Source organism: Streptomyces sp. NPDC001339, assembly GCF_042895955.1.
GTDB lineage: Bacteria > Actinomycetota > Actinomycetes > Streptomycetales > Streptomycetaceae > Streptomyces.
Map to the genome: position 1 here is coordinate 254,260 of NZ_JBIAWT010000005.1, position 21,413 is coordinate 275,672.

The 21,413-nt window shown below is 70.7% G+C and carries 15 protein-coding genes; 9 read left to right on the top strand and 6 right to left on the bottom strand.

The genetic code is table 11. The features are described 5' to 3' along the window. Window positions 1–52 precede the first annotated feature (52 nt). Window positions 53–1,237: a macrolide family glycosyltransferase gene (locus tag ACFY12_RS16540; protein WP_390716470.1), complete on the bottom strand. Its 1,185-nt coding sequence runs from the start codon at window positions 1,235–1,237 to the stop codon at window positions 53–55. Window positions 1,238–1,618: 381 nt separating this feature from the next. On the opposite strand from ACFY12_RS16540, the gene ACFY12_RS16545 reads away from it, so the two are divergent. From ACFY12_RS16545 to ACFY12_RS16565, 5 genes are all read left to right on the top strand, one after another. Beyond that, window positions 1,619–2,611, top strand: a complete 993-nt coding sequence (locus ACFY12_RS16545) for a TIGR03619 family F420-dependent LLM class oxidoreductase (protein ID WP_390716471.1) — start codon at window positions 1,619–1,621, stop codon at window positions 2,609–2,611. A gap of 138 nt (window positions 2,612–2,749) precedes the next feature. Beyond that, the gene (locus tag ACFY12_RS16550; RefSeq protein ID WP_390716810.1) at window positions 2,750–3,532 is read left to right on the top strand and encodes an SDR family NAD(P)-dependent oxidoreductase; all 783 of its coding nucleotides are present in this window, start codon (window positions 2,750–2,752) and stop codon (window positions 3,530–3,532) included. Window positions 3,533–3,631: 99 nt separating this feature from the next. Further along, window positions 3,632–4,750, top strand: a complete 1,119-nt coding sequence (locus tag ACFY12_RS16555; RefSeq protein ID WP_390716472.1) for an LLM class flavin-dependent oxidoreductase — start codon at window positions 3,632–3,634, stop codon at window positions 4,748–4,750. 14 nt (window positions 4,751–4,764) lie between these two features. Next, complete coding sequence (locus ACFY12_RS16560; RefSeq protein ID WP_390716473.1) at window positions 4,765–6,543, top strand: amidohydrolase family protein; 1,779 nt, start codon at window positions 4,765–4,767, stop codon at window positions 6,541–6,543. 136 nt (window positions 6,544–6,679) lie between these two features. Further along, on the top strand, window positions 6,680–8,155 hold the full coding sequence (locus tag ACFY12_RS16565; protein WP_390716474.1) for an aldehyde dehydrogenase family protein: 1,476 nt from the start codon (window positions 6,680–6,682) through the stop codon (window positions 8,153–8,155). A 33-nt stretch (window positions 8,156–8,188) separates the two neighbouring features. On the opposite strand, the gene ACFY12_RS16570 is transcribed toward ACFY12_RS16565, so the two are convergent. Next, entirely contained in the window at window positions 8,189–9,781 is a 1,593-nt protein-coding gene (locus tag ACFY12_RS16570) for a CehA/McbA family metallohydrolase (protein WP_390716475.1), read from the bottom strand. 451 nt (window positions 9,782–10,232) lie between these two features. Between ACFY12_RS16570 and ACFY12_RS16575 the strand changes: the two genes are divergently transcribed. Both ACFY12_RS16575 and ACFY12_RS16580 read left to right on the top strand, forming a co-directional pair. Next, window positions 10,233–10,634, top strand: a complete 402-nt coding sequence (locus ACFY12_RS16575) for a VOC family protein (protein ID WP_390716476.1) — start codon at window positions 10,233–10,235, stop codon at window positions 10,632–10,634. Window positions 10,635–10,755: 121 nt separating this feature from the next. Continuing rightward, window positions 10,756–13,488 (top strand): bifunctional FO biosynthesis protein CofGH, encoded by a 2,733-nt coding sequence (locus ACFY12_RS16580; RefSeq protein ID WP_390716477.1) that lies wholly within the window; start codon window positions 10,756–10,758, stop codon window positions 13,486–13,488. Window positions 13,489–13,679: 191 nt separating this feature from the next. On the opposite strand, the gene ACFY12_RS16585 is transcribed toward ACFY12_RS16580, so the two are convergent. Further along, window positions 13,680–13,937 (bottom strand): hypothetical protein, encoded by a 258-nt coding sequence (locus ACFY12_RS16585; protein WP_390716478.1) that lies wholly within the window; start codon window positions 13,935–13,937, stop codon window positions 13,680–13,682. A 317-nt stretch (window positions 13,938–14,254) separates the two neighbouring features. Here ACFY12_RS16585 and ACFY12_RS16590 point away from each other — a divergent pair, with 317 nt between their 5' ends. Continuing rightward, on the top strand, window positions 14,255–15,385 hold the full coding sequence (locus ACFY12_RS16590; protein ID WP_390716479.1) for an ADP-ribosylglycohydrolase family protein: 1,131 nt from the start codon (window positions 14,255–14,257) through the stop codon (window positions 15,383–15,385). Window positions 15,386–15,894: 509 nt separating this feature from the next. On the opposite strand, the gene ACFY12_RS16595 is transcribed toward ACFY12_RS16590, so the two are convergent. The 3 genes from ACFY12_RS16595 to ACFY12_RS16605 all read right to left on the bottom strand — a co-directional run bounded on the left by ACFY12_RS16595 (window position 15,895) and on the right by ACFY12_RS16605 (window position 18,241). Continuing rightward, on the bottom strand, window positions 15,895–16,104 hold the full coding sequence (locus ACFY12_RS16595; protein WP_390716480.1) for a DUF397 domain-containing protein: 210 nt from the start codon (window positions 16,102–16,104) through the stop codon (window positions 15,895–15,897). Between the two features lie 199 nt (window positions 16,105–16,303). Next, complete coding sequence (locus ACFY12_RS16600; RefSeq protein ID WP_390716481.1) at window positions 16,304–17,170, bottom strand: helix-turn-helix domain-containing protein; 867 nt, start codon at window positions 17,168–17,170, stop codon at window positions 16,304–16,306. Between the two features lie 297 nt (window positions 17,171–17,467). Beyond that, window positions 17,468–18,241 carry a GPP34 family phosphoprotein gene (locus ACFY12_RS16605; RefSeq protein WP_390716482.1) on the bottom strand — a complete coding sequence of 258 codons (774 nt, stop codon included), beginning with the start codon at window positions 18,239–18,241 and terminating at the stop codon, window positions 17,468–17,470. 240 nt (window positions 18,242–18,481) lie between these two features. Between ACFY12_RS16605 and ACFY12_RS16610 the strand changes: the two genes are divergently transcribed. Then, entirely contained in the window at window positions 18,482–21,313 is a 2,832-nt protein-coding gene (locus ACFY12_RS16610; protein ID WP_390716483.1) for a D-alanyl-D-alanine carboxypeptidase, read from the top strand. Window positions 21,314–21,413 lie beyond the last annotated feature (100 nt).

Below are 21,413 nucleotides of genomic sequence, written 5' to 3' on the forward strand. Positions count from 1 at the left end.
GACTGGGAGTGCCCCACGGACGGATCCGTGGGGCACTCCCCGCATCAGCGCATCAGCCCAGTCGCTCCTCGAGCAGATCCGCGGCCCGCTGAGCCCCGCCCTCGGCGCGTGCCTCGGCCCGCAGTTGTGCCGAGCGCGCGGCGACCCGCGGATCGCCGGTGAGCTCCAGCAGCGCCGTTCGCAGGGCCTCCGCCGTCGCGTCAGCGGTGTCGATCCGGCGAGCGACGCCCAGCTCGACCAGCCGGTCGGCGTTCATGGGCTGCTCGGCGCCCTGCGGAACCGCGATCATCGGCACTCCGGTGTACAGGCCCTCGCTGGAGCTCCCCATTCCGGCATGCGTCACAAAGGCATCGGCCTGCTCGAGTATCGCCAGCTGCGGTGCCCACGACCGTACTTCGATGTTGGCCGGAACCGCGTCCCCCAGTTCCGCCGGGTCGAGGTACTTGCCGATCTGCAGCACCACATGCCACCCCGGCAGATCCCCGAAGGCCCGCACGCACTGCCGGTAGAACTCCGGCTGCCGGGTGTACGCCGAACCCAGCGACACCAGCAGCACCTTCTCGGCACCGGCGGGCCGGGTCCAGTCGCCCTGCTCCGCACGGGAGCCGAGGCACGGGCCGACGAACGTCACCGCGTCGGTGTCGACCCGGTCGGCGTTCGGCTGCATGGCCCGGGGGATCATCGCCAGCGCCCGCGGCGGGCGGCCGGAGAACGCGTCCACGTCGGTGGTGACGGCACCGCACCGTTCCAGCCACGCGGCGAACCGCGCCCGGTAGTCATCGACCCCCGGCAGCCCGGCCATCATCGCGGCGAACTCCTCCGCGGCGCCCTCCCAGCCCACGAACGTCGGGGACAGCTGAACGAGGTCGCGCCCCTGCGACTCGGCCAGCGCGCGGGCGGCGTACGCCGCGATGTCGTACAGGTAGAGGTCGGCGGGGTCGTCGTCGTACACGGCGCGCAGCTGCGGCAGGACGTCGATCGCGTCGTCGAGGAAGAGTGCGGAGGCGGCGATGGGGTCCTCTGGCCAGTCGTTGGTGGCGACCGGCAGGGAGGAGGTGAAGCGGACCAGTTCGGCGCCGGTGGGGGCGATCACCTCGGCGACGTGGTCGGTGTTGGCGTACGTCACGCGATGGCCACGGGCCACCAGCTCGCGGATGATCTCCAGGCTGGGCAGCACATGGCTGATCATGGGTGCGCCGATCATGGCGATATGGGCACGGCGCGTCTTACGGGACATCACTGGACTTCCTTTGATGTGGAGCTACGGCTGACAAGGGGAGGGAGTGCGGCAACCCGACCACCCGGGCGGCGCCGCGCGACACGGCAGCAGAGCCGGTCGCGCTCAGGGCGTGCCTGGGTGCGTGCGGGACGGCGGGGGCGTCGGGCGCCCTCGGCGGCGGCGTGTCAGCCGTAGATCTGAAGGAAGTGCATGCCGGACAACGTAAGGGTGGCCGTCTGCTCCTGTCGAATGGTTTTTCGGTGCCCGCGGGCGGCGCTCGGGTCGGGGCGGTGCCCTTGCCGGATGGCTCGTCGGCCGCGACCATGTATCGCCAAGGGTTGTGTGACGGCCCGTCAGTTACGTGGGTCGTGACGGCGAGGGCGGGCGACTGGAGGGCACATGACCGGCACGGGCGACCGCGGCGACGACATAGGCCCTGGCCGCGTATGGCGGCCCGATGGCGGGCGGCTGATGTACGGGATGCAGCTTCCGGTGCAGTCGCAGAGCACCCTTTACGCCGAGAGCTGGGAGGTCGCCGCCGGGCCCGCCGACCTGGTGGAGATCGCACGGACCGCCGATCGCCACGGGTTCGGGTATATCGCCTGCTGCGAGCACATCGCGATCCCCCGGCGGCTGGCCGAGGCGATGAGCACGGTGTGGTACGACCCGGTCGCCACGCTGGCACACCTGGCGGCCGTGACGGAGCGGGTGCGGCTGCTGAGCCATGTGGCGGTGGTCGGGCTGAAGCATCCGCTGATCACGGCCAAGCAGTACGCCACGCTCGACCACCTCTCCGGCGGGCGGCTGATCCTCGGGGTCGGCGCGGGGCATGTGCGGGAGGAATTCGAGGCGCTGGGGGTGGATTTCGCCCGGCGGGGGGCCGTACTGGACGAGGCCGTCGACGCGCTGAAAACGGCGCTGGGCGGTGCGGAGTTCCCGGAGTTCGCGGGGGAGCGGTTCTCGTTCGAGGGGCTGGGGCAGGCCCCGCGGCCCGCGCAGGCGCCGCGGCCGCCGATCTGGGTGGGCGGCTCCTCGCCGGCCGCCCTGCGCCGTGCCGCGGAGCGCGGGGACGGCTGGCTGCCGCAGGGCGACCGGCGTGAGCAGCTGCCCGGACAGATCACCCGGCTCCGGCGGCTGCGGGAGGCCGCCGGGATCGCGGAGCCGGCGGTGATCGGCGCCCTCGTCGAGCCGTTGTACGTCGGCGAGCCGGCGTGGGAGGTCGGGCGGCGAACCCTGGCCGGGCGGCCGGAACGCATCGCGGACTCGCTTCGGGAGTACGCGGCGATGGGGGTGACGCAGATCCAGGTGCGGTTCCGCAGCCGCAGTCGCGGCGAACTGACGGACCAGATGGCGGCGTTCGCCACCGACATCGCTCCACAGCTCCACAACTGACCGGTTGACCGGCCGGCTGACCGGCTGACCGGCTGGCCGACTGACCGGCGGACCGGTTGACCAGCCGGCTGACCGGCTGACCGACACCGATGGGCAGGCGGACCGATGGGCAGGCGGCCAGTCGACGAGGAGGCGTTCGTGGGCAAGCTGGACGGGCGGGTCGTGCTCATCACCGGTGCGGCACGCGGACAGGGGGAGCACGAGGCGCGGCTCTTCGCGGCCGAGGGGGCGAAGGTGGTGCTCGCCGATGTCCTCGACGAGCAGGGGGAGGCCGTCGCGAAGGACATCGGGCCCGGCGCGCGCTACGTCCCGCTCGACGTCGGTCGCGAGGACGCGTGGGCGGCCGCCGTCGCCGCGGCCAAGGAGGCGTTCGGGAAGGTCGACGGGCTCGTCAACAACGCGGGCATCCTGCGGTTCAACGAGTTGGTCGGCACCCCCCTCGACGAGTTCCAGCGGATCATCCAGGTCAACCAGGTCGGCACGTTCCTCGGTATCAAGGCCGTCGCGCCCGAGATCGCCGCCGCCGGGGGAGGCTCCATCGTCAACACCGCCTCGTACGCGGGTGTCACGGGCATGGCGTACGTGGGTGCGTACGCCGCCACCAAGCACGCCATCGTGGGTCTGACGAGGGTCGCGGCCCTGGAGCTGGCCCGCCGGAGGATACGGGTCAACGCCATGTGTCCCGGCGCGATCGACACCGCGATGTCGAACCCGGCGCGACTGGACCCGGAGGCGGACGCCGAGGAGAGCTCCCGGGCCCTCGACGAGCTGTACCGCAAGCTCGTGCCGCTGGGGAGGGCCGGGAAGCCGGAGGAGGTGGCGCGGCTCGCGCTCTTCCTGACCTCCGACGATTCGTCCTACATCACCGGGCAGCCGTTCGTCATCGATGGCGGCTGGCTGGCCGGGGTGAATGCCATCTGACGGAAGTCGGCTATTGACGGTCCACGTGGGCGATGCCACAGTCGGCGGCTAGTGAATCTGACGCAGCGTCAGCTATGGCTTTGGGGACGGTGAACCTCCTTGGAATTCGGGCTCTTTGTACAGGGATACGTGGGCAAGCGGGCCGAGACCGACCCGCTCGCGGAGCACAAGGCGCTGATGGAGGAGACCGAGTACGTCATCCAGGCGGACGCCTCCGGCTTCAAATACGCCTGGGCGTCCGAGCACCACTTCCTGGAGGAGTACTCGCACCTCTCCGCCAACGACGTCTTCCTCGGCTACCTCGCCCACGCCACCGAGCGCATCCACCTCGGCTCCGGGATCTTCAACCCGCTCGCGCAGGTCAACCACCCCGTCAAGGTCGCCGAGAAGGTCGCCATGCTCGACCACCTCAGCGAGGGGCGCTTCGAGTTCGGCAGCGGGCGCGGGGCCGGTTCGCACGAGATCCTCGGCTTCCTCCCCGGCATCACCGATATGAACCACACCAAGGAGATCTGGGAAGAGACCATCGCCGAGTTCCCGAAGATGTGGCTCCAGGAGCAGTACGCCGGGTTCCAGGGCAAGCACTGGTCGCTGCCGCCGCGCAAGGTCTTCCCGAAGCCGTACGGGTCCTCGCACCCCGCGATGTGGTACGCGGCCGGTTCCCCGTCCTCGTACGCCATGGCGGCGAAGAAGGGGCTGGGGGTACTGGGCTTCAGCGTGCAGAAGGTCTCCGACATGGAGTGGGTGCTGGAGCAGTACAAGACGGCCATCCGGGACGCCGAACCGGTCGGGGACTTCGTCAACGACAACGTGATGGTGACGTCGACGGCGATCTGCGCCGAGACGCACGACCGAGCGGTGGAGCTCGCCGTCAACGGGGGGCTCAACTACCTCCAGTCGCTGGTGTTCCGGTACCACGACACCTTCCCGCGGCCCGAGGGCATCCCCGAGTGGCCCGAGCTGCTGCCCGACTACACCGCGGAGGTCATCGAGCTGCTGATCGCCGAGGAGCTGATGATCTGCGGCGATCCGGACGAGGTGCTCCGGCAGTGCGAGCGCTGGGAGCAGGCCGGTGCCGACCAGCTGAGCTTCGGGCTGCCGATCGGGATCCCGTACGAGGACACCATGAACACGATCAGGCTCATCGGCGAGCACGTCATCCCGAAGATCGACACGGACCCGGTGCACCGGACGACGCGATTCCGGCAAGCCGCCTGAAGGGGGCCGCGGCCATGCTCGACCACCTGATCCGGGGCGCGACCGTCGTCGACGGCACGGGCGCGCCCTCGTACGTCGCCGATGTCGGGATACGGGACGGGCGGATCGCCGTCATCGCACCGTCCGGAGCCCGAAACGGAACCGGCACGGCCGCCGGCAACGGCACCGGCAGCCTGGCGGCGCGGACGAGCGAGGATGCCACCGGACGCGTCCTCGCCCCCGGCTTCGTCGATCCGCACACCCACTACGACGCGCAGCTGTTCTGGGACCCGTACGCGACCCCCTCCCTCCACCACGGAGTGACGACCGTGGCCGGCGGCAACTGCGGTTTCACGCTCGCTCCGCTGAACCCCGCCCGCCCGGAGGACGCCGACTACACGCGGCGGATGATGTCCAAGGTGGAGGGCATGTCCCTGGTGGCGCTGGAGGAAGGCGCGCCCTGGTCGTGGCACTCGTTCGGGGACTACCTCGACGCGCTCGAAGGGCGGATCGCCGTCAACGCGGGCTTCATGGTCGGGCACTGCGCGCTGCGCCGGTATGTGATGGGCGCCGACGCGGTGAGCGGGAGGCCGCCGAGTCACTCGCAGATGGCGGAGATGCTCGCCCTCTTCCATGCCGCGATGGACGCCGGGGCCTGGGGGTTCTCCACCACCCAGTCGTCCACCCACACCGATGGCGACGGACGGCCGGTCGCCTCCCGGTACGCCGGGCCCGATGAGCTGCTCGCGCTCGGCCGGGCCGTCGCCGCACACGAGGGCACCCAGATCGAGGCGATCGTCGCGGGCTGCCTCGACCGGTTCAGCGATGCCGAGATCGAGCTGTTCGTGGAGCTCAGCGCGGCCGCCGGACGTCCGCTGAACTGGAATGTCCTGACCATCGACGCGGCGGTCCCCGGACGCGTCCCGCGGCAGCTGGGGGCGAGCGAACGGGCCCGGAAGGCGGGCGGCCGGGTCGTCGCCCTCACCATGCCGATCCTCACGCCGATGAACATGTCCCTGGGCACCTTCTGCGCGCTGAACCTGATCCCCGGGTGGGGCGAGATCCTCGGACTGCCGGTGGAGCAGCGGATCGCACGGCTCCGCGAGCCCGCCGTACAGGCCGGGATGCTGCGGCACGCGGGCAGTGAGGAGGCCGGTGTCTTCCGGCGGCTCACCGACTTCGGCCGGTACGTCATCGGCGACACCTACTCCGCGGCGAACGAGGGCCTGACCGGGCGGGTCGTCCAGGACATCGCGGCCGAGCGCGGCCAGGACCCCTTCGCCTGCCTGGTCGGCATCTGCGCCGACGACCGGCTGCGGACCGTCCTGTGGCCCATGCCCACCGACAACGACCCGGCCTCCTGGGCCCTGCGCGCCGAGACCTGGCAGCACGAGGATGTGCTGCTCGGCGGCTCGGACGCGGGCGCGCACCTGGACCGGATGTGCGGCGCCCCGTACACCACCCGCTTCCTCGGCGACTGTCTGCGCGGCCGGCGACTGGCCGGTCTGGAGCAGGCGGTGAAGATGCTCACGAACGACCCGGCTCACCTCTTCGGCCTGCGAGAACGCGGGCGCGTCCAGGAGGGCTACCACGCCGACCTGGTCCTCTTCGACCCGGAGCGGATCGACGCCGGGCCGGCCACGCTGGTGCACGACCTGCCGGGCGACAGCCCGCGCCTGGACTCCCGGGCGATCGGCGTCAACGCCGTTTGGGTCAACGGGGTCGAGGCGATCCGCGACGACGTGGTCACCGGGGCCGTACCGGGCCGGGTGCTGCGCTCGGGCCGCGACACCGCGACGGTGAGTACGAGGTGAGTGCGAGGGGAGCACGAGGTGAGTCCGAGGCGAGTGTGACGGGAGTACGAGGGGAGTACGAACGCGTACGAGATGAGTACGAACGCGTACGAGATGAGTACGAGGGCGTACGAGATGAGTACCAGGGGAGGACGAAGTGACGGCGCCGGCCGGGCGGTTGCTGATCGGCGGGGAATGGGTTGAGCCCGCGGGCGGGCACTACGAGGTGACCGACCCGGCGACGGAGGCGGTCGTCGGGCTCGCCCCCGAGGCCTCGCGGGCGCAGGTGTACGAGGCGGCCGCCGCGGCCCGCCGGGCCTTCGGGCCGTGGTCGCGGACGGCGCCCGAGGAGCGCGCCGCGATCCTCGACCGGGCCGCGGACGTCATCCAGCGGGACTTCGCGGCGAACGCCGAACTGGCGCGGGCCGAGAGCGGTGCGACGACCGGGACGGCGCGCGCGATGCAGGTGGCGGTGGCGGTGGCCCGCTTCCGGCGGTACGCGAAGGGCGCCCTGGAGCCCGTGGAGCAGGGACTGCCGCCACAGATCAACGAGGCCGGGCCAGGAGGTGGGCCGTTGGGGAAGGCCGGGGTGGTGGGCGCGCTCGTCGTCCGCCGGCCGGTCGGCGTGGTCAGCTGCATCACCTCGTACAACAATCCGTGGGCGAACCCCGCGGGCAAGGTCGCCCCGGCCCTGGCCATGGGCAACACCGTCGTGGTGAAGCCGGCCCCGCAGGATCCCCTGTCGGTGTACCGGATGGCGGCGGCACTGGAGGAGGCGGGGGCGCCGGCCGGGGTGGTGAACGTGGTGAGCGGCGCGTCCGCCGAGGCCGGCGTGGCGGCCGTCGACTCACCGGATGTGGACATGGTGAGCTTCACCGGCTCGACGGCCGTCGGGCAGCGCATCGGGGAGGTCTGCGGGCGCGCTGTGAAACGCCAGTTGATGGAGTTGGGCGGCAAGGGCGCGGCGCTGGTCTTCGACGACGCCGACCTGGACTCGGCGGTGGCGGGGATCGGCACCACGTTCTCCTTCTACAGCGGGCAGATCTGCACGGCACCGACCAGGGTGATCGCTCAACGGGGTGTGTACGACGCGCTGGTGGAGCGGCTCGCGCGGTACGCCCGCCGGCTGAGGGTCGGTGACCCGAGGGAGCCCACCACGGTCGTCGGCCCGGTCATCTCGGCCGCCCACCGGGACCGCGTCGAGTCGTACATCGAACTCGGGCGGAAGGAGGGCGCCCGCGTCGTCACGGGCGGCGAACGGCCCGCCGGCCTGACGCGGGGCTGCTACGTCACACCGACACTGCTGGCCGACTGCACCAACGACATGCGCGTCGTACGGGAGGAGATCTTCGGTCCGGTCGTCGTGGTCGTTCCTTTCGAGGAGGAGGACGAGGGCGTGGCGCTGGCCAATGACAGCGACTACGGCCTCATCGACTACGTGTGGTCCGGGGATGTGGCCCGCGCCTTCCGGGTGGCCGGGCGGCTGCGGGCCGGCGGGGTCGGGGTGAACACGGTCGGCCGCAACATGGAGGCCCCCTTCGGCGGCTTCAAGAAGAGCGGCGTAGGCCGGGACGTGGGCTCGTACGCGCTCCATGCCTACAGCGAACTCCAGGCGATCGTGTGGCCCGGGTGAGACCCGGGCCTGCCCCGGATGGGGCCGGCTGCCTCAGGCCGGTTGGCGGCGGCCCAGGAAGACCGGGTTGGTCATCGCCGCCATCGGGCCTGGCAGGCCAGGGGTGGCCGGGGCGTGGCGGACCTCCGCCCGTATGTAGGCGGCGTTGTCGGGAGTGGTCTGCCAGGTGACGGTGCCCGCGCCGGACGGGGGCAGCGCCGATGTGTGCAGCCGTCCCTGGTCGGTGACGAAGGAGACCGCGCACCCGGGTACGCCGGAGACCTCCAGCCGGGCCGTGACCTTCGTCGTGCCGGGCGCCTCCAGGCGTTCGCCGATCCCGGCGTACTCGCCGCGCTCACCGGTGACCGAGAAGGACAGGCCGACCTTCGAGGACTCCGCGATCCACACCCGGCCCGCGCGTATACCGTCCTGCAGCGCGCGGCGGGAGAGATCGTCGGCGAGTACCACGGTCTGCGGCAGGCCGACGACGTCCGGGTCACGATGAGCGTCGCTGTGCCCGACGGCCGGCAGCCAGTCCGCGCGGTCGTGGTCGTGGTCGCGTGAGTGACGGTCCCGGTCCCGGTCCAGGTCCCGGGAGCGACGGTCTCGGTCCCGGGAGTGCGCGACCAAGGTGTTGTCCCACTCGGCGAGGGCGACCTCGTCGTCGGGGGTGTACGGACCGTTCCATACCTCCACCGCGTCCGCCTCGTTCAGACCGAACTTCCAGTTGCAGCCGATGCAGGTGGCGTGCGGATGCGCCGGGACGACCAGACCGCCGGCCCGCCGGATGGCCCGGGCGAACGTGCCGAAGGCGTTGTCCCGGGCCCGGTAGCGCCAGTCGATGAAGACGCCCGGATCGGTGCCCATCGCCAGCACATGTCCATTGCGGGTGGTGACTTCCTCGCCGGTGAGGATCAGCAGGTCGTCACCCCACAAGCCCTCCCAGGCGCGGTGCGAGGAGGTGGTGTTGTGCTCGGAGGTGGTGATGAAGTCCAGCCCGGCGGCCCGGGCCAGCGCCGCGATCCGGGCCGGTGTGCGCTTGCCGTCGGAGTGCACCGAGTGGAGATGATTGTCGCCGCGGTACCAGGCCCGGCCGCGGCCCCGTGCCCGGTCGGGGGGATACCCGGCCGACGGGGTCCGCCCCGGCGGTCCGTACCGAAGGGTGATGGTGACCTCGTAGGAGAGCCCCTGCGGTGCGACCGTGTACGGGCCGAGGGCGATATGCCAGGTGCCGGCGTTGACGGGGCCCGGGAGGTAGCCGGGGGTGGCGTCGTCGGCCCGCAGGAAGAATTCCGTGCGCGCACCGCCCGACCAGCCGCGGAAGCCTTCCCCGCCGAGCTCCGTGCCCCGTTCGTCGAAGATGCCGATGTCGCAGGCGTTACCGGCCGTGCCGTCCGGGACGGCGGGTCTGTCGTAGGCGTAGGAGACGGCGATCTCGCTTACTCCGCGCGGCACTTCGACCGGTACGTAGACGAAATCCGGCGCGCCCGTGGGCAGATGGCCGGTCACCCGGCGGGTCTGCTCGACCGGCTCGCCTCCGGGCCGCCCGGCCGCCGGCGCCGCGTCGGCGAAGCTCACACCTCCGAGCGTAAGCGCGCCCGCCGTACCCGCAACCGCCGAGAGTTTCAGCACCTCGCGTCGTTCCATCTCTGCCCCCGTAATGTCTCGATGTCTCGCGATGTCTCGCGTCGTCCGTCCGATGCCGCTGCGCAGTCGGTTCGTCGCGCCGCGTGAAGACAGTTGTACGCGGCTGTGACAGCGAGGAAAAGGCCTGTGGACAAAGGCCTGTGGATAACTGTCGGTCGGTGCGGCAAACCGTTCCTCGCACCCTGTTCCGCCTGTTCCCGCCCGTCCAGGTCTGTCGTTCCCGCCCCCGCCCAGGTCTGTCGCCGCGCCCTAGGACCATCGGCGTACGGCGCTCCCGTTCGCGGTCGGTACCGCAGACCGATCCGCGTCCGGCCCCCGCGTCGTAGCGTCGAGGGAGAAGGACCGCAGGATCAGGTGAAGGGCCTGTGTATCGCGGACCCGGTGGCGGCTGGGGAAGCCGACCGGCCGCCGGGAGCGCTGATCACGGGCCCACGGAGATCAAGGAGATCCCATGCCCAGCCTCGACCACACGATCGTGCACAGCTCCGACCGCTTCGCCTCCGCCCGCTTCCTCGCCGGGCTTCTCGACGCGCCCGAACCCAAGGCCTACGGCCCGTTCGCCGCCCTCAGGCTCGACAACGGAGTGACGCTCGACTACGCCGACCGGATCGCCGACGGCCGGGAGTTCGTCCCCACGCACTACGCGATTCTGGTGTCCGAGGAGGAGTTCGACGGGATCTTCGCCCGGATCAAGGAGCGCGGTCTGCCGTACTGGGCGGACCCCCACCACACCAAGCCGCAGCAGTACAACACCCACGACGGCGGCCGCGGTCTCTACGTCGACGACCCGGACGGCCACAGCATGGAGTTCCTGACCCGTACGTACTCCGACGAGCTGCTCGCCGGTCTCTGAGCAGTGCCGGTCTCAGCGCCGGTCTCCGGGGCGCGGAACCGCGGGTGGCCGTGATCAGTGGCACATCGGCCACCCGCATTCCGGCGGTGGCGCTGTCGGCGGGCGCTCGTATGCTCGAGTAATGACATCCAGTGCGCAGGGATCTGACCAGGCGTCCGACCGAGGGGCGGACGGGGCAGCCGGCCGGGAGACCGGCCAGGGAGCCGGCCGAGAGGCTGCCCAGGCCCGTCCCGCCTCCCCGGCCCGGCCCACCGCCAACGCGATGCGCCGCGCGCTCCGGCGGGCCCGCGACGGCGTGGCGCTGGATGCCGGCGAGGCCGCGGTGCTGCTCCAGGCCCGCGGTGCGGACCTGGAGGATCTGTGCGCCTCCGCGGGGCGGGTACGGGACGCCGGCCTGGAGGCGGTCGGCCGCCCCGGTGTCATCACGTACTCGAAGGGTGTCTTCATCCCCCTGACGCGCCTGTGCCGGGACAAGTGCCACTACTGCACCTTCGCCACCGTCCCCGGCAAGCTGCGCCGGGCCGGTCACGGGATGTTCATGTCGCCCGACGAGGTCCTGGACATCGCCCGGCGGGGCGCTGAAATGGGCTGCAAGGAAGCCCTGTTCACCCTGGGGGACAAGCCCGAGGAGCGCTGGCCCGAGGCCCGCGAATGGCTGGCGGCGCAGGGCTACGACGACACCATCTCGTACGTCCGCGCCATGGCCATCCGCGTCCTGGAGGAGACGGGGCTGCTGCCGCACCTCAACCCCGGGGTGATGTCCTGGACGGACGTCCAGCGCCTCAAGCCGGTGTCCGCCTCCTTGGGCATGATGCTGGAGACGACCGCCGAGCGCCTGTGGAGCGAGCCCGGCGGCCCGCATCACGGCTCGCCCGACAAGGAGCCGGCCGTACGGCTGCGCGTCCTGGAGGACGCCGGGCGCTCCAACGTCCCGTTCACCAGCGGGCTGCTGATAGGTATCGGGGAGACCTACGAGGAGCGCGCCGAGTCGCTGTTCGCGCTGCGCCGGATACAGCGGGCCTACCACGGCATCCAAGAGCTGATCATGCAGAACTTCCGCGCCAAGCCGGACACCGCGATGCGCGGTATGCCGGATGCCGAACTGGAGGAGCTGGCCGCGACGATCGCGGTGGCCCGGCACATCATGGGCCCGTCGACGCGCCTCCAGGCGCCGCCCAACCTGGTGGACGGGGAGTACGCGCTCCTGATCGCCGCGGGGATCGACGACTGGGGCGGGGTGTCGCCGCTGACCCTCGACCATGTCAACCCCGAGCGTCCCTGGCCGCAGATCGACGAGCTGACCGAGCGCTGCGCGGCCGCCGGTTTCGAGCTGCGCGAACGGCTCCCCGTCTACCCGGAGTTCATCCAGCGCGGCGAACCATGGCTGGACCCCCGCATGCTGCCGCACGTCCGCGCGCTCGCCGACCCGGAGACGGGGCTGGCCGTCGAGGACGCCCCGGTGGTGGGCCGCCCCTGGCAGGAGCCCGACGAGGGCTTCACGCTGAACTCCTCGGGCCGTACGGACCTGCACCACACCATCGACACCGAAGGCCGCAGCGGCGACCGCCGGGACGACTTCGACGAGGTCTACGGCGACTGGGAGGCATTGCGCGAGGCGGCAGCGCCCGTGATGGCGGCCGGTCCCGTCCCCGCCGGCGGCGGCCGGGGCGAGCGGACGGACGCCGACGTACGGCAGGCCCTGTCGCAGGCCGCCGACGACCCGACCAAGCTCACCGACGCCCAGGCGCTGACGTTGCTGCACGCCGACGGGCCCGCGCTGGACGCCCTGTGCACCATCGCGGACGCACTGCGCCGCGACACCGTGGGCGACGACATCACCTACATCGTCACCAGGAACATCAACTTCACCAACGTCTGCTACACCGGCTGCCGTTTCTGCGCCTTCGCCCAGCGTCGTACGGACGCCGACGCCTTCACCCTCTCCCTCTCCCAGGTCGCCGACCGTGCCCAACAGGCGTGGGACGTGGGCGCGGTGGAGGTCTGTATGCAGGGGGGTATTCACCCCGACCTGCCCGGCACGGCGTACTTCGACATCGCGCGCGCGGTGAAGGAGCGCGTCCCCGGAATACATGTGCACGCCTTCTCGCCCATGGAGGTCGTCAACGGCGCGACGCGTACCGGTATGTCGATCCGCGAGTGGCTCACGGAGGCGAAGGCGGCCGGGCTGGACAGCATCCCCGGGACCGCCGCCGAGATCCTCGACGACGAGGTCCGCTGGATCCTCACCAAGGGCAAACTCCCCACCGCCACCTGGGTCGAGGTCATCAAGACCGCTCATGAGCTGGGGATCCGCTCGTCCTCGACGATGATGTACGGCCATGTCGACCAGCCGCACCACTGGCTCGGCCACCTCCGCCTGCTGGCCGACATCCAGCGCGAGGCACGGTCCAAGAACGTCGACGGCTTCACCGAGTTCGTCACGCTGCCGTTCATCCACACCAACGCCCCCGTCTACCTCGCCGGTATCGCCCGCCCCGGCCCCACCACCCGGGACAACCGCGCGGTGACGGCCATGGCCCGGCTGCTGCTCCACCCGTACATCACCAATATCCAGACCAGCTGGGTCAAACTGGGGACGGAGGGTGCGGCCGAGATGCTCCGCTCGGGAGCCAACGACCTGGGCGGCACGCTGATGGAGGAGACCATCTCCAGGATGGCGGGGTCGAGTTACGGTTCGTACCGTTCCATCCAGGACCTGGTCGCCATAGCCGACCGGGCGGGCCGCCCCGCCCGCCCCCGCACGACGACCTACGGCCCGGTCCGCGAGGAACGCCAGGCCGTCGCCCGCGCATCGGACGGGCATCTGCCGGAGCTGCTGCCGGTGGTGGAGTAACGGCATCGTGGCCGGGGGCTAGGGGGCTAGGGGGCTAGGGGGCTGCGCGCCTTGGCCCGGGCTCAGGCGCTTTGGCCTGGGCCTGCGCGCTGTGGCTTGGGTCTGCGCGCCTTGGTTTGGGCGTACGCGTCTTGGCTTGGATGTACGCGCCTTGGCTTGGACGTACGCACCTTCGCCCTGCTCGTCCCGGCCTACTCGCCGCCCTCGTACTCGGACTCGTGCTGGAGGATGCACTGCTGCCACTGCGACAGCGCCTCCTCGCGGTCGCCCCCGCTGTCCTGGGCGGCGACGATCAGAGCATCGGCGGCCATGGCGGCGAGCCGTACCGCGATATGGCAGACGTCGCGCTGGGGAAGCGGCCGGAGGAGTTCCACCGCACCGTCGCTGTCCCCGGAGAGCGCGGAGGCGACAACGGCCATGGTGGTGCGATCCCACTCGTACTCGGACATGGGGAGAGCATGCCCAGCGGGCGCCCTCGCCATTGTCGAACGGATGCCCGGCCGGGAGGATGGCTCAAGTCCGGGCGCTCCGGGGTTATATCCGCCCAAAAGCCGCTATGCCCGCGACTGTTCATCATCCCGCCCCGACTTACCTCGCCAAAAATTGATCAATTCTGGTCGATTACAGTGCTGCGGGAGGAGCCCGAGGGGGGCACGGCTCCGGAACCGGGTGAGCTTCGGGAGGGCGCAGTGAGCAAGCACAGCGCGCGAGCCATGCAGAGGTACGCGCCGTGCGAATGCGAAGCCGAGCGGAGCGAGGTTTCGGCATGAGCACAGTCGGCGGCGGCGCCATCTGGGGGCGCGCGGAACAGCAGGACTTCCGCAGCCGGGTACGCGGCTGCCTGCTCGGCGGTGCCATCGGCGACGCGCTCGGAGCCGGGATCGAGCACGACTCGCTCGACGCGATCCGTTCGGCACACGGCCAGGAAGGCGTCACGGATCTCGTGACCGCCTACGGGCGGCGCGGTGCGGTCACCGACGACACCCAGATGAGCCTGTTCACCGTGGACGGACTGATCCGCGCCCAGGTCCGCCGCGATACCGGCGCCTGGCACCCGCCCACCGACGTCCACCGCGCCTATCTGCGCTGGGCCGCCACCCAGCGCGACTGGGGCCCGGACGAGCGCAGGAAGGAGGACGGCTGGCTGGCCCGTGAGGAGTGGCTCTACTCCCGCCGCACCCCCGGGCGGGACTGCCTGACCGGCCTCGGAGACGAGGTGATGGGCACCCTCGACAAGCCCAAGAACCCCGACGCGAAAGGCTGCGGCGCGGTCATGCGCTCCGCGCCGTTCGGCCTGCTGGTCGGCTGGGAGCCGCAGCTGGTCTTCCAGCTCGCCGTCGAATGCGCGGCGCAGACGCACGGCCACCCCACCGGCTATCTGGCGGCGGGCGCCCTCGCGGTGATCAGCCATGCGCTGGCCCGCGGCGACGACCTCGACAGCGCCGTTCAGGCGGCACTGGCCCACCTGGCCCCCCGTCCCGGTCACGAGGAGACGACCGACGCCCTCCAGCGCGCGCTGGGCGCCGTACGGCAGGGCATGCCGACGCCTGCCCGGGTGGAGTCGCTGGGCGAAGGCTGGGCGGCCGAGGAGGTTCTGGCGATCGGCGTGTACTGCGCCCTGGTCGCCGAGGACCTCCGGCACGGTCTGCTGCTCGCCGTCAACCACGGCGGTGACAGCGACTCCACCGGCTCCGTCTGCGGCAACCTGCTGGGCACCCTGCACGGCGAAACGGCGCTGCCGCCGGAGTGGCTGGTCGAGCTGGAGGGCCGGGCCACGATCCTGCAGTTGGCCGACGACTTCTCGATGGAGATGACCCAGGGCGCCGCGCTGCACGGCCCTGCCGGGTCGTCGCCGGGGTGGCTCGCGCGGTATCCGCGGTCCGCTGCGCTTGGCTGACTTCCCACGTTTTTGGCTGCGGCGCCGTAGCTCCGCCTCGCCGTTGCGCCCGTCCGCTGCGCTTGGCTTGCCTCCCACGTTTTTGGCTTTCCCGCCGTGTCGCCTGGCGGCGGGCCGTTGCCGCTGCGCGGGGCTGTACGTCACGGGTGCGCCCCTCCGAACTTCGTTCTGCGGTGCGCCCCCTCCCGTGGGTGGGTGGGAAAAGACCGGTGGGGGTGTACGTAAGCGATCACCTGCGCGCAGTGGACCACTTGCGTACACCCCACTCACCGTTTTTTCTCCCACTCCCGGGAGGGGCCGCTCCGCAGGACGCCAGTCCGGAGGAGCGGACCCGCGCCCGACACACCCACGCCCGCCGCAGGCGTCACGGCGAGAAACACCCACGGCGGGACGGCCGACAACGTGGGAAGCCGGCCAAGTGCAACGGACAGCAACGGACCCGCTCGGCCAGGACGGCGATCCAGTCGAGAGGGCCCGTATCTGCGGATTGCGGATTCTGACGTGTCAGGTCACGCCACGTCGAACGCGCCGTCGGCGAGGTTCGACACAAAGTGGTTCCAGCAGGGGTTGTCGAACGTGAGGCGTGCCCCTTCGGGGTCCTTGGAGTCGCGCACGGCGATTGCTGCGGTGGTGGGAACGGCGATTTCCACACAGGCGCCGTTACCACCGGAGTATGAGGACTTGGTCCAGGAGAATGCGGAATTGGGCTGGACGGCCATGTTCACTCCTGATCACTCTGAGTTACCGCGGATTCGGTAGTGATGACGCTACGCGCCGACATCGCCGGCCGCCGAGGCCGTTCACCCGTCCGAATGGTGTGTTCCGTGATCTCCTTTCATGGAAGCGGGGGGCGGGTGTACGGTGCGATCCGGATTTCCGGAATGCCGCATTCCGTCCAATTTCCCCTGGTCCGAGGCCTCACCCCATCGCATCCGCATGGGATTTCGCCGCGTCCGCGATGAACTCCCGGCTGGCTTCCGCGCTCAGTGCCTGTGCACGCAGATGCTCGTACATGATTGTGTATTTGTGCACATCGTTGGTTTTCTCCAGATAGAGATCGCTGGTGACGCCCTCGATGTACACCACGCTGGAATCCGAGGCATCGTCGAATTCCAGGATGGAGAACGTTCCCGACATTCCGGCGTGCGCACCGGCGTCATAGGGAAGTACTTGCACCGTCACATGCGGCAATTTGCTCATCTCGACGAGATGGTCGAGCTGCTCGCGCATGATCAGATGGCTTCCGACCACCCGCCGCAACGCGCTCTCGTCCAGTACCACCCAGAGCCGCAGCGGCTTCTCGGGGTCGTTGACGCGCTCCTGGCGGCGCATCCGCACCTGGATCCGCTTCTCCAAGTGGTCCGTCGCCAGCTCGGGGACCGTGCCGGGGATGACCGCCTCGGCGTAGCCGGGCGTCTGCAGCAGACCGGGTACGAGGAGCGACTCATAGATCCGGAGCGAGGCCGCCTCGGTCTCCAGACCGATGTAGACGCTGTACGGGATGTCGCCGAAGGCGTGCCACCAGCCCTGCTGGCGCGAGTCCTTCGCCATCTGCATCAGCGATTCGACTATCCGGTGGTCATCGACCTCGTACACCGCGCACAGGTCGCGGACGTCGCGCTGGCTGATGCTGCGGCGGCCGTTCTCGAGCCTGCTGATCTTCGATTGGGAGACCAGCAGCTCCTCGGCCACCTGCTCCGCCGTCATGCCCTTGTCCTCGCGGAGCCTGCGCAGCTCCTGGCCCAAGCGGCGTCGCCTGACGGTGGGGTTGATATTGGACGCCACGGGTAGTGCACCTCCGGCTCCGTACTGCTGTCGTTTCCTCAGCAGACTGCCACTCCGAGGTGACACCGCGCAGTGAAATGCGCACAGAAGGCGAGCACCGTGCATATGTGCGCGGGTGTATATGGGTGAAGTGTGTGCGCACTGAGCGGGTGCGCGCGGGGCGGCGGATCGGCCGTCGCCGAGGACGGACCGGTGCGCCCACCCCGCGCGTCCTGCTGCGTGATGGTGCGTGAAGATGCGTATGGCCCGGACGTGGCGCCATACGGGCGGTGCGGGGCCCTGCGGCGCCCTACGGCGTCAGCGGGCGCCTGCCCGGGCCATCCTGCCGTGGCCGTGCCGCGACTGGTCCGGTGCGCCGGACGGATCCGCCGTGCCCCGGGACGCGGACGCCCGTTGCCGTACGGTCCGCCCGCCGTTGCCGGCGGCCTGTGCGCGCCGGGGCTGGGCCGCTACGCCGTTCTGCACGTCCATGACGGCGTGTGCGACCAGCCCGCCCATCGGGTCGTGCCGGATCAGATCCCGGAGACGGGAGCGCGATGACCGCCCCTCGTTCCCTGGATAGAGATGCTTGCCGAGACCGACCGCGTGGGCCAGCGCGGCGAGTGCCGCGGTCCGCGGGTCCGGCGGTACGCCGGTGCGGATCGCGCTGTCCAGCCGGGCCCTGATTTCCCGGCTGATCGCCGTCTCCGTCGCTTGGTAGCGCGTCGTCGGCAGTACCCCGCACATCTGCCCCGCCACGGCGTGCACCATGCCGCACCGTTCGAGGTGTGTGAGGTACGTCTGGCGCAGCCCCAGGCGGGGCCCGCCGATCCAGTGGACCGCGCGCACCGGGCTGCCGCGTCGGCGCAGCAGTTCGAGCGCGGAGTCCAGAGTCGGATCTCCTGTCGGCCGTGCCATCACCACGGCGATACGATCCCCGTCTGGGGCTATCCGTCCCGCCAGAGCCAGCTCTACTAGCTGGGCCCCGGCCAGGCCGAGGTCGAGCGACTGCGGCTGCGCTGTGGTGCCCGTCGCCGGGTCCAAAGCGAGCAGCAGAAGCTCCTCCGGAATTGTTCTGCGGCTCCTGCCCATCCATGCCTCCCCGCGTGGATGAATGACAGGGTGACCCCTCTCACATTCATCTGTCGAGAGTGCGTGGGGGGTTCGATAGGGAACCGGTAGGTATGTCGTTCTCGTCTTGTACGTCGGCGGCAGCTATCCGTGCGGTGTGGCGGGCTTCGGTTCGCGTGGCGGCGAGGCGGCCTCATGCGGACAACAGGACACTCGGGAACACTGGGTCAGACAGCAGTGCGACGTACGAAGGAGACATCGGTGGCGGGCGAGTCCCCCGACAAGTCGGACAAGAAGCAGTCGTCGGGGGAGACGGCACGGAGCGAACGTGATCCGCGCCTGTCCGCCTTCCGAGGGGAGCCGGCCGGACCGGCGAAGGAATCGGAGAAGGAACCGGCGGAGAAGGCCGCGGGGAAGGCGGCGGAGTCCGAGGGGAAGCCCGAGGGGAAGCCCGACGGGGCCAAGACCTCTGAGGCGCCTCAGGAGGCCGTTGTGGACGGTCCGGGGGCCGAGGGGGGCGAGCGTCGTGCGGGAGCCGAGGGCGAGCGTTCGGAGGCGTCTGCGGGTGCCCCCGCGAAGGCGGACGCAAAGGCCGACGCGAAAGCCGACGTAAAGGCTGAAGCGACGGCAGCGGTGTCGGCGGAGGCGAAGGGCGAGGGGAAGTCCGAGCCCAAGCGGGAGCCTGCGCCTGAGCCGGAGGGCAAGGAGCAGGCCGAGGCCGCCTCCGATGCCAAGGCCGAGGCCAAGACCGAGGCCAAGACCGAAGCCAAGGTCGAAGCCGATGCCGCGTCCGGCGCCGGGAATGACGCCGAGCCGGAGGCCGTCGACAAGGCGACCGCGGTGTTCAAGACCGTCGGGCGGCAGAAGGGCAAGCCCGCCGAGGCGTCCGATGCCAAGGGCGGTGCCAAGGACGGCGGGGAGCGCGAGGCCGAGGACGACGGGGTGGCGGTCGACGACGCGACCCGTGTGTTTGCCATCGCCAAGACCAAGGGGAAGGGCGCCTCGGCCGAGGCTGTCGACCAGGCGACCACCACGTTCAAGATCGCCCCGCCGGCCAAGGGCAAGGACGGGGGGAAGGACGGGGACAAGGCAGGGGCCGACGCCCAGGCCAAGACCGACGCCCAGGCCAAGACCGGCTCCAAGAGCAAGGCCGACTCGGAGAGCAAGGTCGACTCCAAGGGCGAGGACTCCAAGGGCAAGGAAGAGCCCGAGTCCGGCGCCTCCAAGGGTTCGGGTGCCAAGGACGCTCCCGAGAGCGACTCCGAGCGGACCAGCCAGTTCGTGGCGCTGAAGTCGGCGGATGACGGCAGCGCGGACAGGTCGCTGGGCAAGACGGCGCCCCGGACTCCGACCCGTACGACCGCCAAGGCCACCGACAAGGCCACAGACAAGGTCGCAGACGAAGCCACCGGCAAGAGCGCGGGCGCGGCCCCCGGCTCCGGCAAGGCTGCGGAGAAGGCCACCGCGGAGAAGGCCACCGAGGAGAAGGCCACCGAGGAGAAGGCCACCGATCCGGCCGGGCAGAAGCCCGCGGACCGGGCCTCCGTCAAGGAGCCCGGCAAGGGGTCCGGCAAGGCCGCGGGCGCGGCCACCGGGATCACTCCCCCCGCCACCGGTTCCGCTTCCGCTCCCGCCAAGCCGGCCACCAGCGCCAAGCCGGCGACCGGTGCCAAGCCGCCCGCCACCGGAGCCCCCTCGGCGACCGGTGCCGCGGGTGCCGCCCCGCAGCCCGCCGCGCTGCCCGAGTCGGAGCGGACCAAGCAGGAGCCGCTGCCGCCGCTCGACCTCCTGGCGAAGCTCACCAACACCCCGCCGCCGGCCGAGACGCCGATGCGTACCGTCGTCCGCCGGGTCAAGATCTGGACCCCGCTGGTGGTGCTGTTGGCGATCATCTTCGTGGTCGTCCAGTCGGTGCGCCCGCTCCCCGACCCGGCTTTCGCCTTCGGCGACGCCAAGTCCTCGTTCACCTTCGACGGCGGCAAGTTCACCGTGCCGTTCCCCGAGCAGGGGCAGTCCGCCGCGATGGTGCGGGGCTCCGGCAGCCTGGGCACGCACGGCCCGCAGAAGCCGGTGCCGACGGCGAGCGTCGCCAAGGTGATGACGGCGTACGTGATGCTCAAGGACCACCCGCTCAAGCTGAACGAACCGGGCCCCAAGATCCGGATCGACGAGGGAGCGGTCAAGGACCAGGACCTCGGGGACGAGTCCCGGGTCGAGGGTCTCCAGGTGGGCCAGGAGTACACCCAGCAGCAGATGCTGCAGATGCTCATGATCCCCTCGGGTAACAACATCGCCCGTCTGATCGCCCGTTGGGACACCAATTCCACGTCCGAGGCGGAGTTCGTCAAGAAGATGAACGCCGCCGCCAAGGACCTGGGCATGACGAACACCACCTACACCGACCCCAGCGGCCTGGACCCGAAGACCGTCAGCACCGCCGTGGACCAGCTCAAGCTGGCCGACGCCGTGATGAAGTTCGACGCCTTCCGGTCGGTGGTGCGGCTGCCCGACGCCGAGAAGGGCCTCCCGAAGCGGATCTTCAACAACAACAAGCTGGTGGCCGACCGCAGCCTGACCGTCGTCGGCATCAAGACCGGTTCGAGCACGGCGGCCGGCGGCGCGCTGATGTGGGCGTCGTACAAGACCGTCGGTGACAAGACCGGCGGTGAGCAGACCCCGCTGATCCTCGGCGTCACGATGGACCAGCACGTCAGCGGCCCGGACAAGGACGGCGCCGCCAGCCTCCAGCTCGTCCTGGACCGCTCCGGACCGCTGATCAAGGCGATCCGGGAGGCCCTCGTGTCCGCCCCGGTGGTCAAGAAGGGCCAGGTCGTCGGCTACGTGGACGACGGTCTGGGCGGCCGGACGCCGGTCGTGGCCACCAAGGACGTCAGCGCGGTCGGAGTCGGCGGACAGAAGCTGGAGCTCAAGATCGACGGCGGCGGCAAGACCGTCCCGCACGAGGCGAAGGCCGGTACCACGGTCGGTCAGCTGACGGTCGGCAGCGGCGAGAACGCCCAGAAGACGCCGGTGGCGCTGCAGAAGGACCTTGTCGCGCCGACGTTCGGGGCGAAGCTGACCCGCCTGGGGTGAGCGGCTCCAGAGCTCCAGAGCTCCGTGCCCTCGCCGCCCGTGCCGCTCATACCGTTCGTACCGCCCGATCGGTACGAACGGCCCGGGCGGTACCGGCGGC

Coding starts and splice junctions, on each gene's coding strand:
- ACFY12_RS16540 (WP_390716470.1), bottom strand. CDS start 1,237: ATGTCCCGTAAGACGCGCCGTGCCCATATCGCCATGATCGGCGCACCC.
- ACFY12_RS16545 (WP_390716471.1), top strand. CDS start 1,619: ATGACCGGCACGGGCGACCGCGGCGACGACATAGGCCCTGGCCGCGTA.
- ACFY12_RS16560 (WP_390716473.1), top strand. CDS start 4,765: ATGCTCGACCACCTGATCCGGGGCGCGACCGTCGTCGACGGCACGGGC.
- ACFY12_RS16570 (WP_390716475.1), bottom strand. CDS start 9,781: ATGGAACGACGCGAGGTGCTGAAACTCTCGGCGGTTGCGGGTACGGCG.
- ACFY12_RS16575 (WP_390716476.1), top strand. CDS start 10,233: ATGCCCAGCCTCGACCACACGATCGTGCACAGCTCCGACCGCTTCGCC.
- ACFY12_RS16580 (WP_390716477.1), top strand. CDS start 10,756: ATGACATCCAGTGCGCAGGGATCTGACCAGGCGTCCGACCGAGGGGCG.
- ACFY12_RS16585 (WP_390716478.1), bottom strand. CDS start 13,937: ATGTCCGAGTACGAGTGGGATCGCACCACCATGGCCGTTGTCGCCTCC.
- ACFY12_RS16590 (WP_390716479.1), top strand. CDS start 14,255: ATGAGCACAGTCGGCGGCGGCGCCATCTGGGGGCGCGCGGAACAGCAG.
- ACFY12_RS16595 (WP_390716480.1), bottom strand. CDS start 16,104: ATGGCCGTCCAGCCCAATTCCGCATTCTCCTGGACCAAGTCCTCATAC.
- ACFY12_RS16605 (WP_390716482.1), bottom strand. CDS start 18,241: ATGGGCAGGAGCCGCAGAACAATTCCGGAGGAGCTTCTGCTGCTCGCT.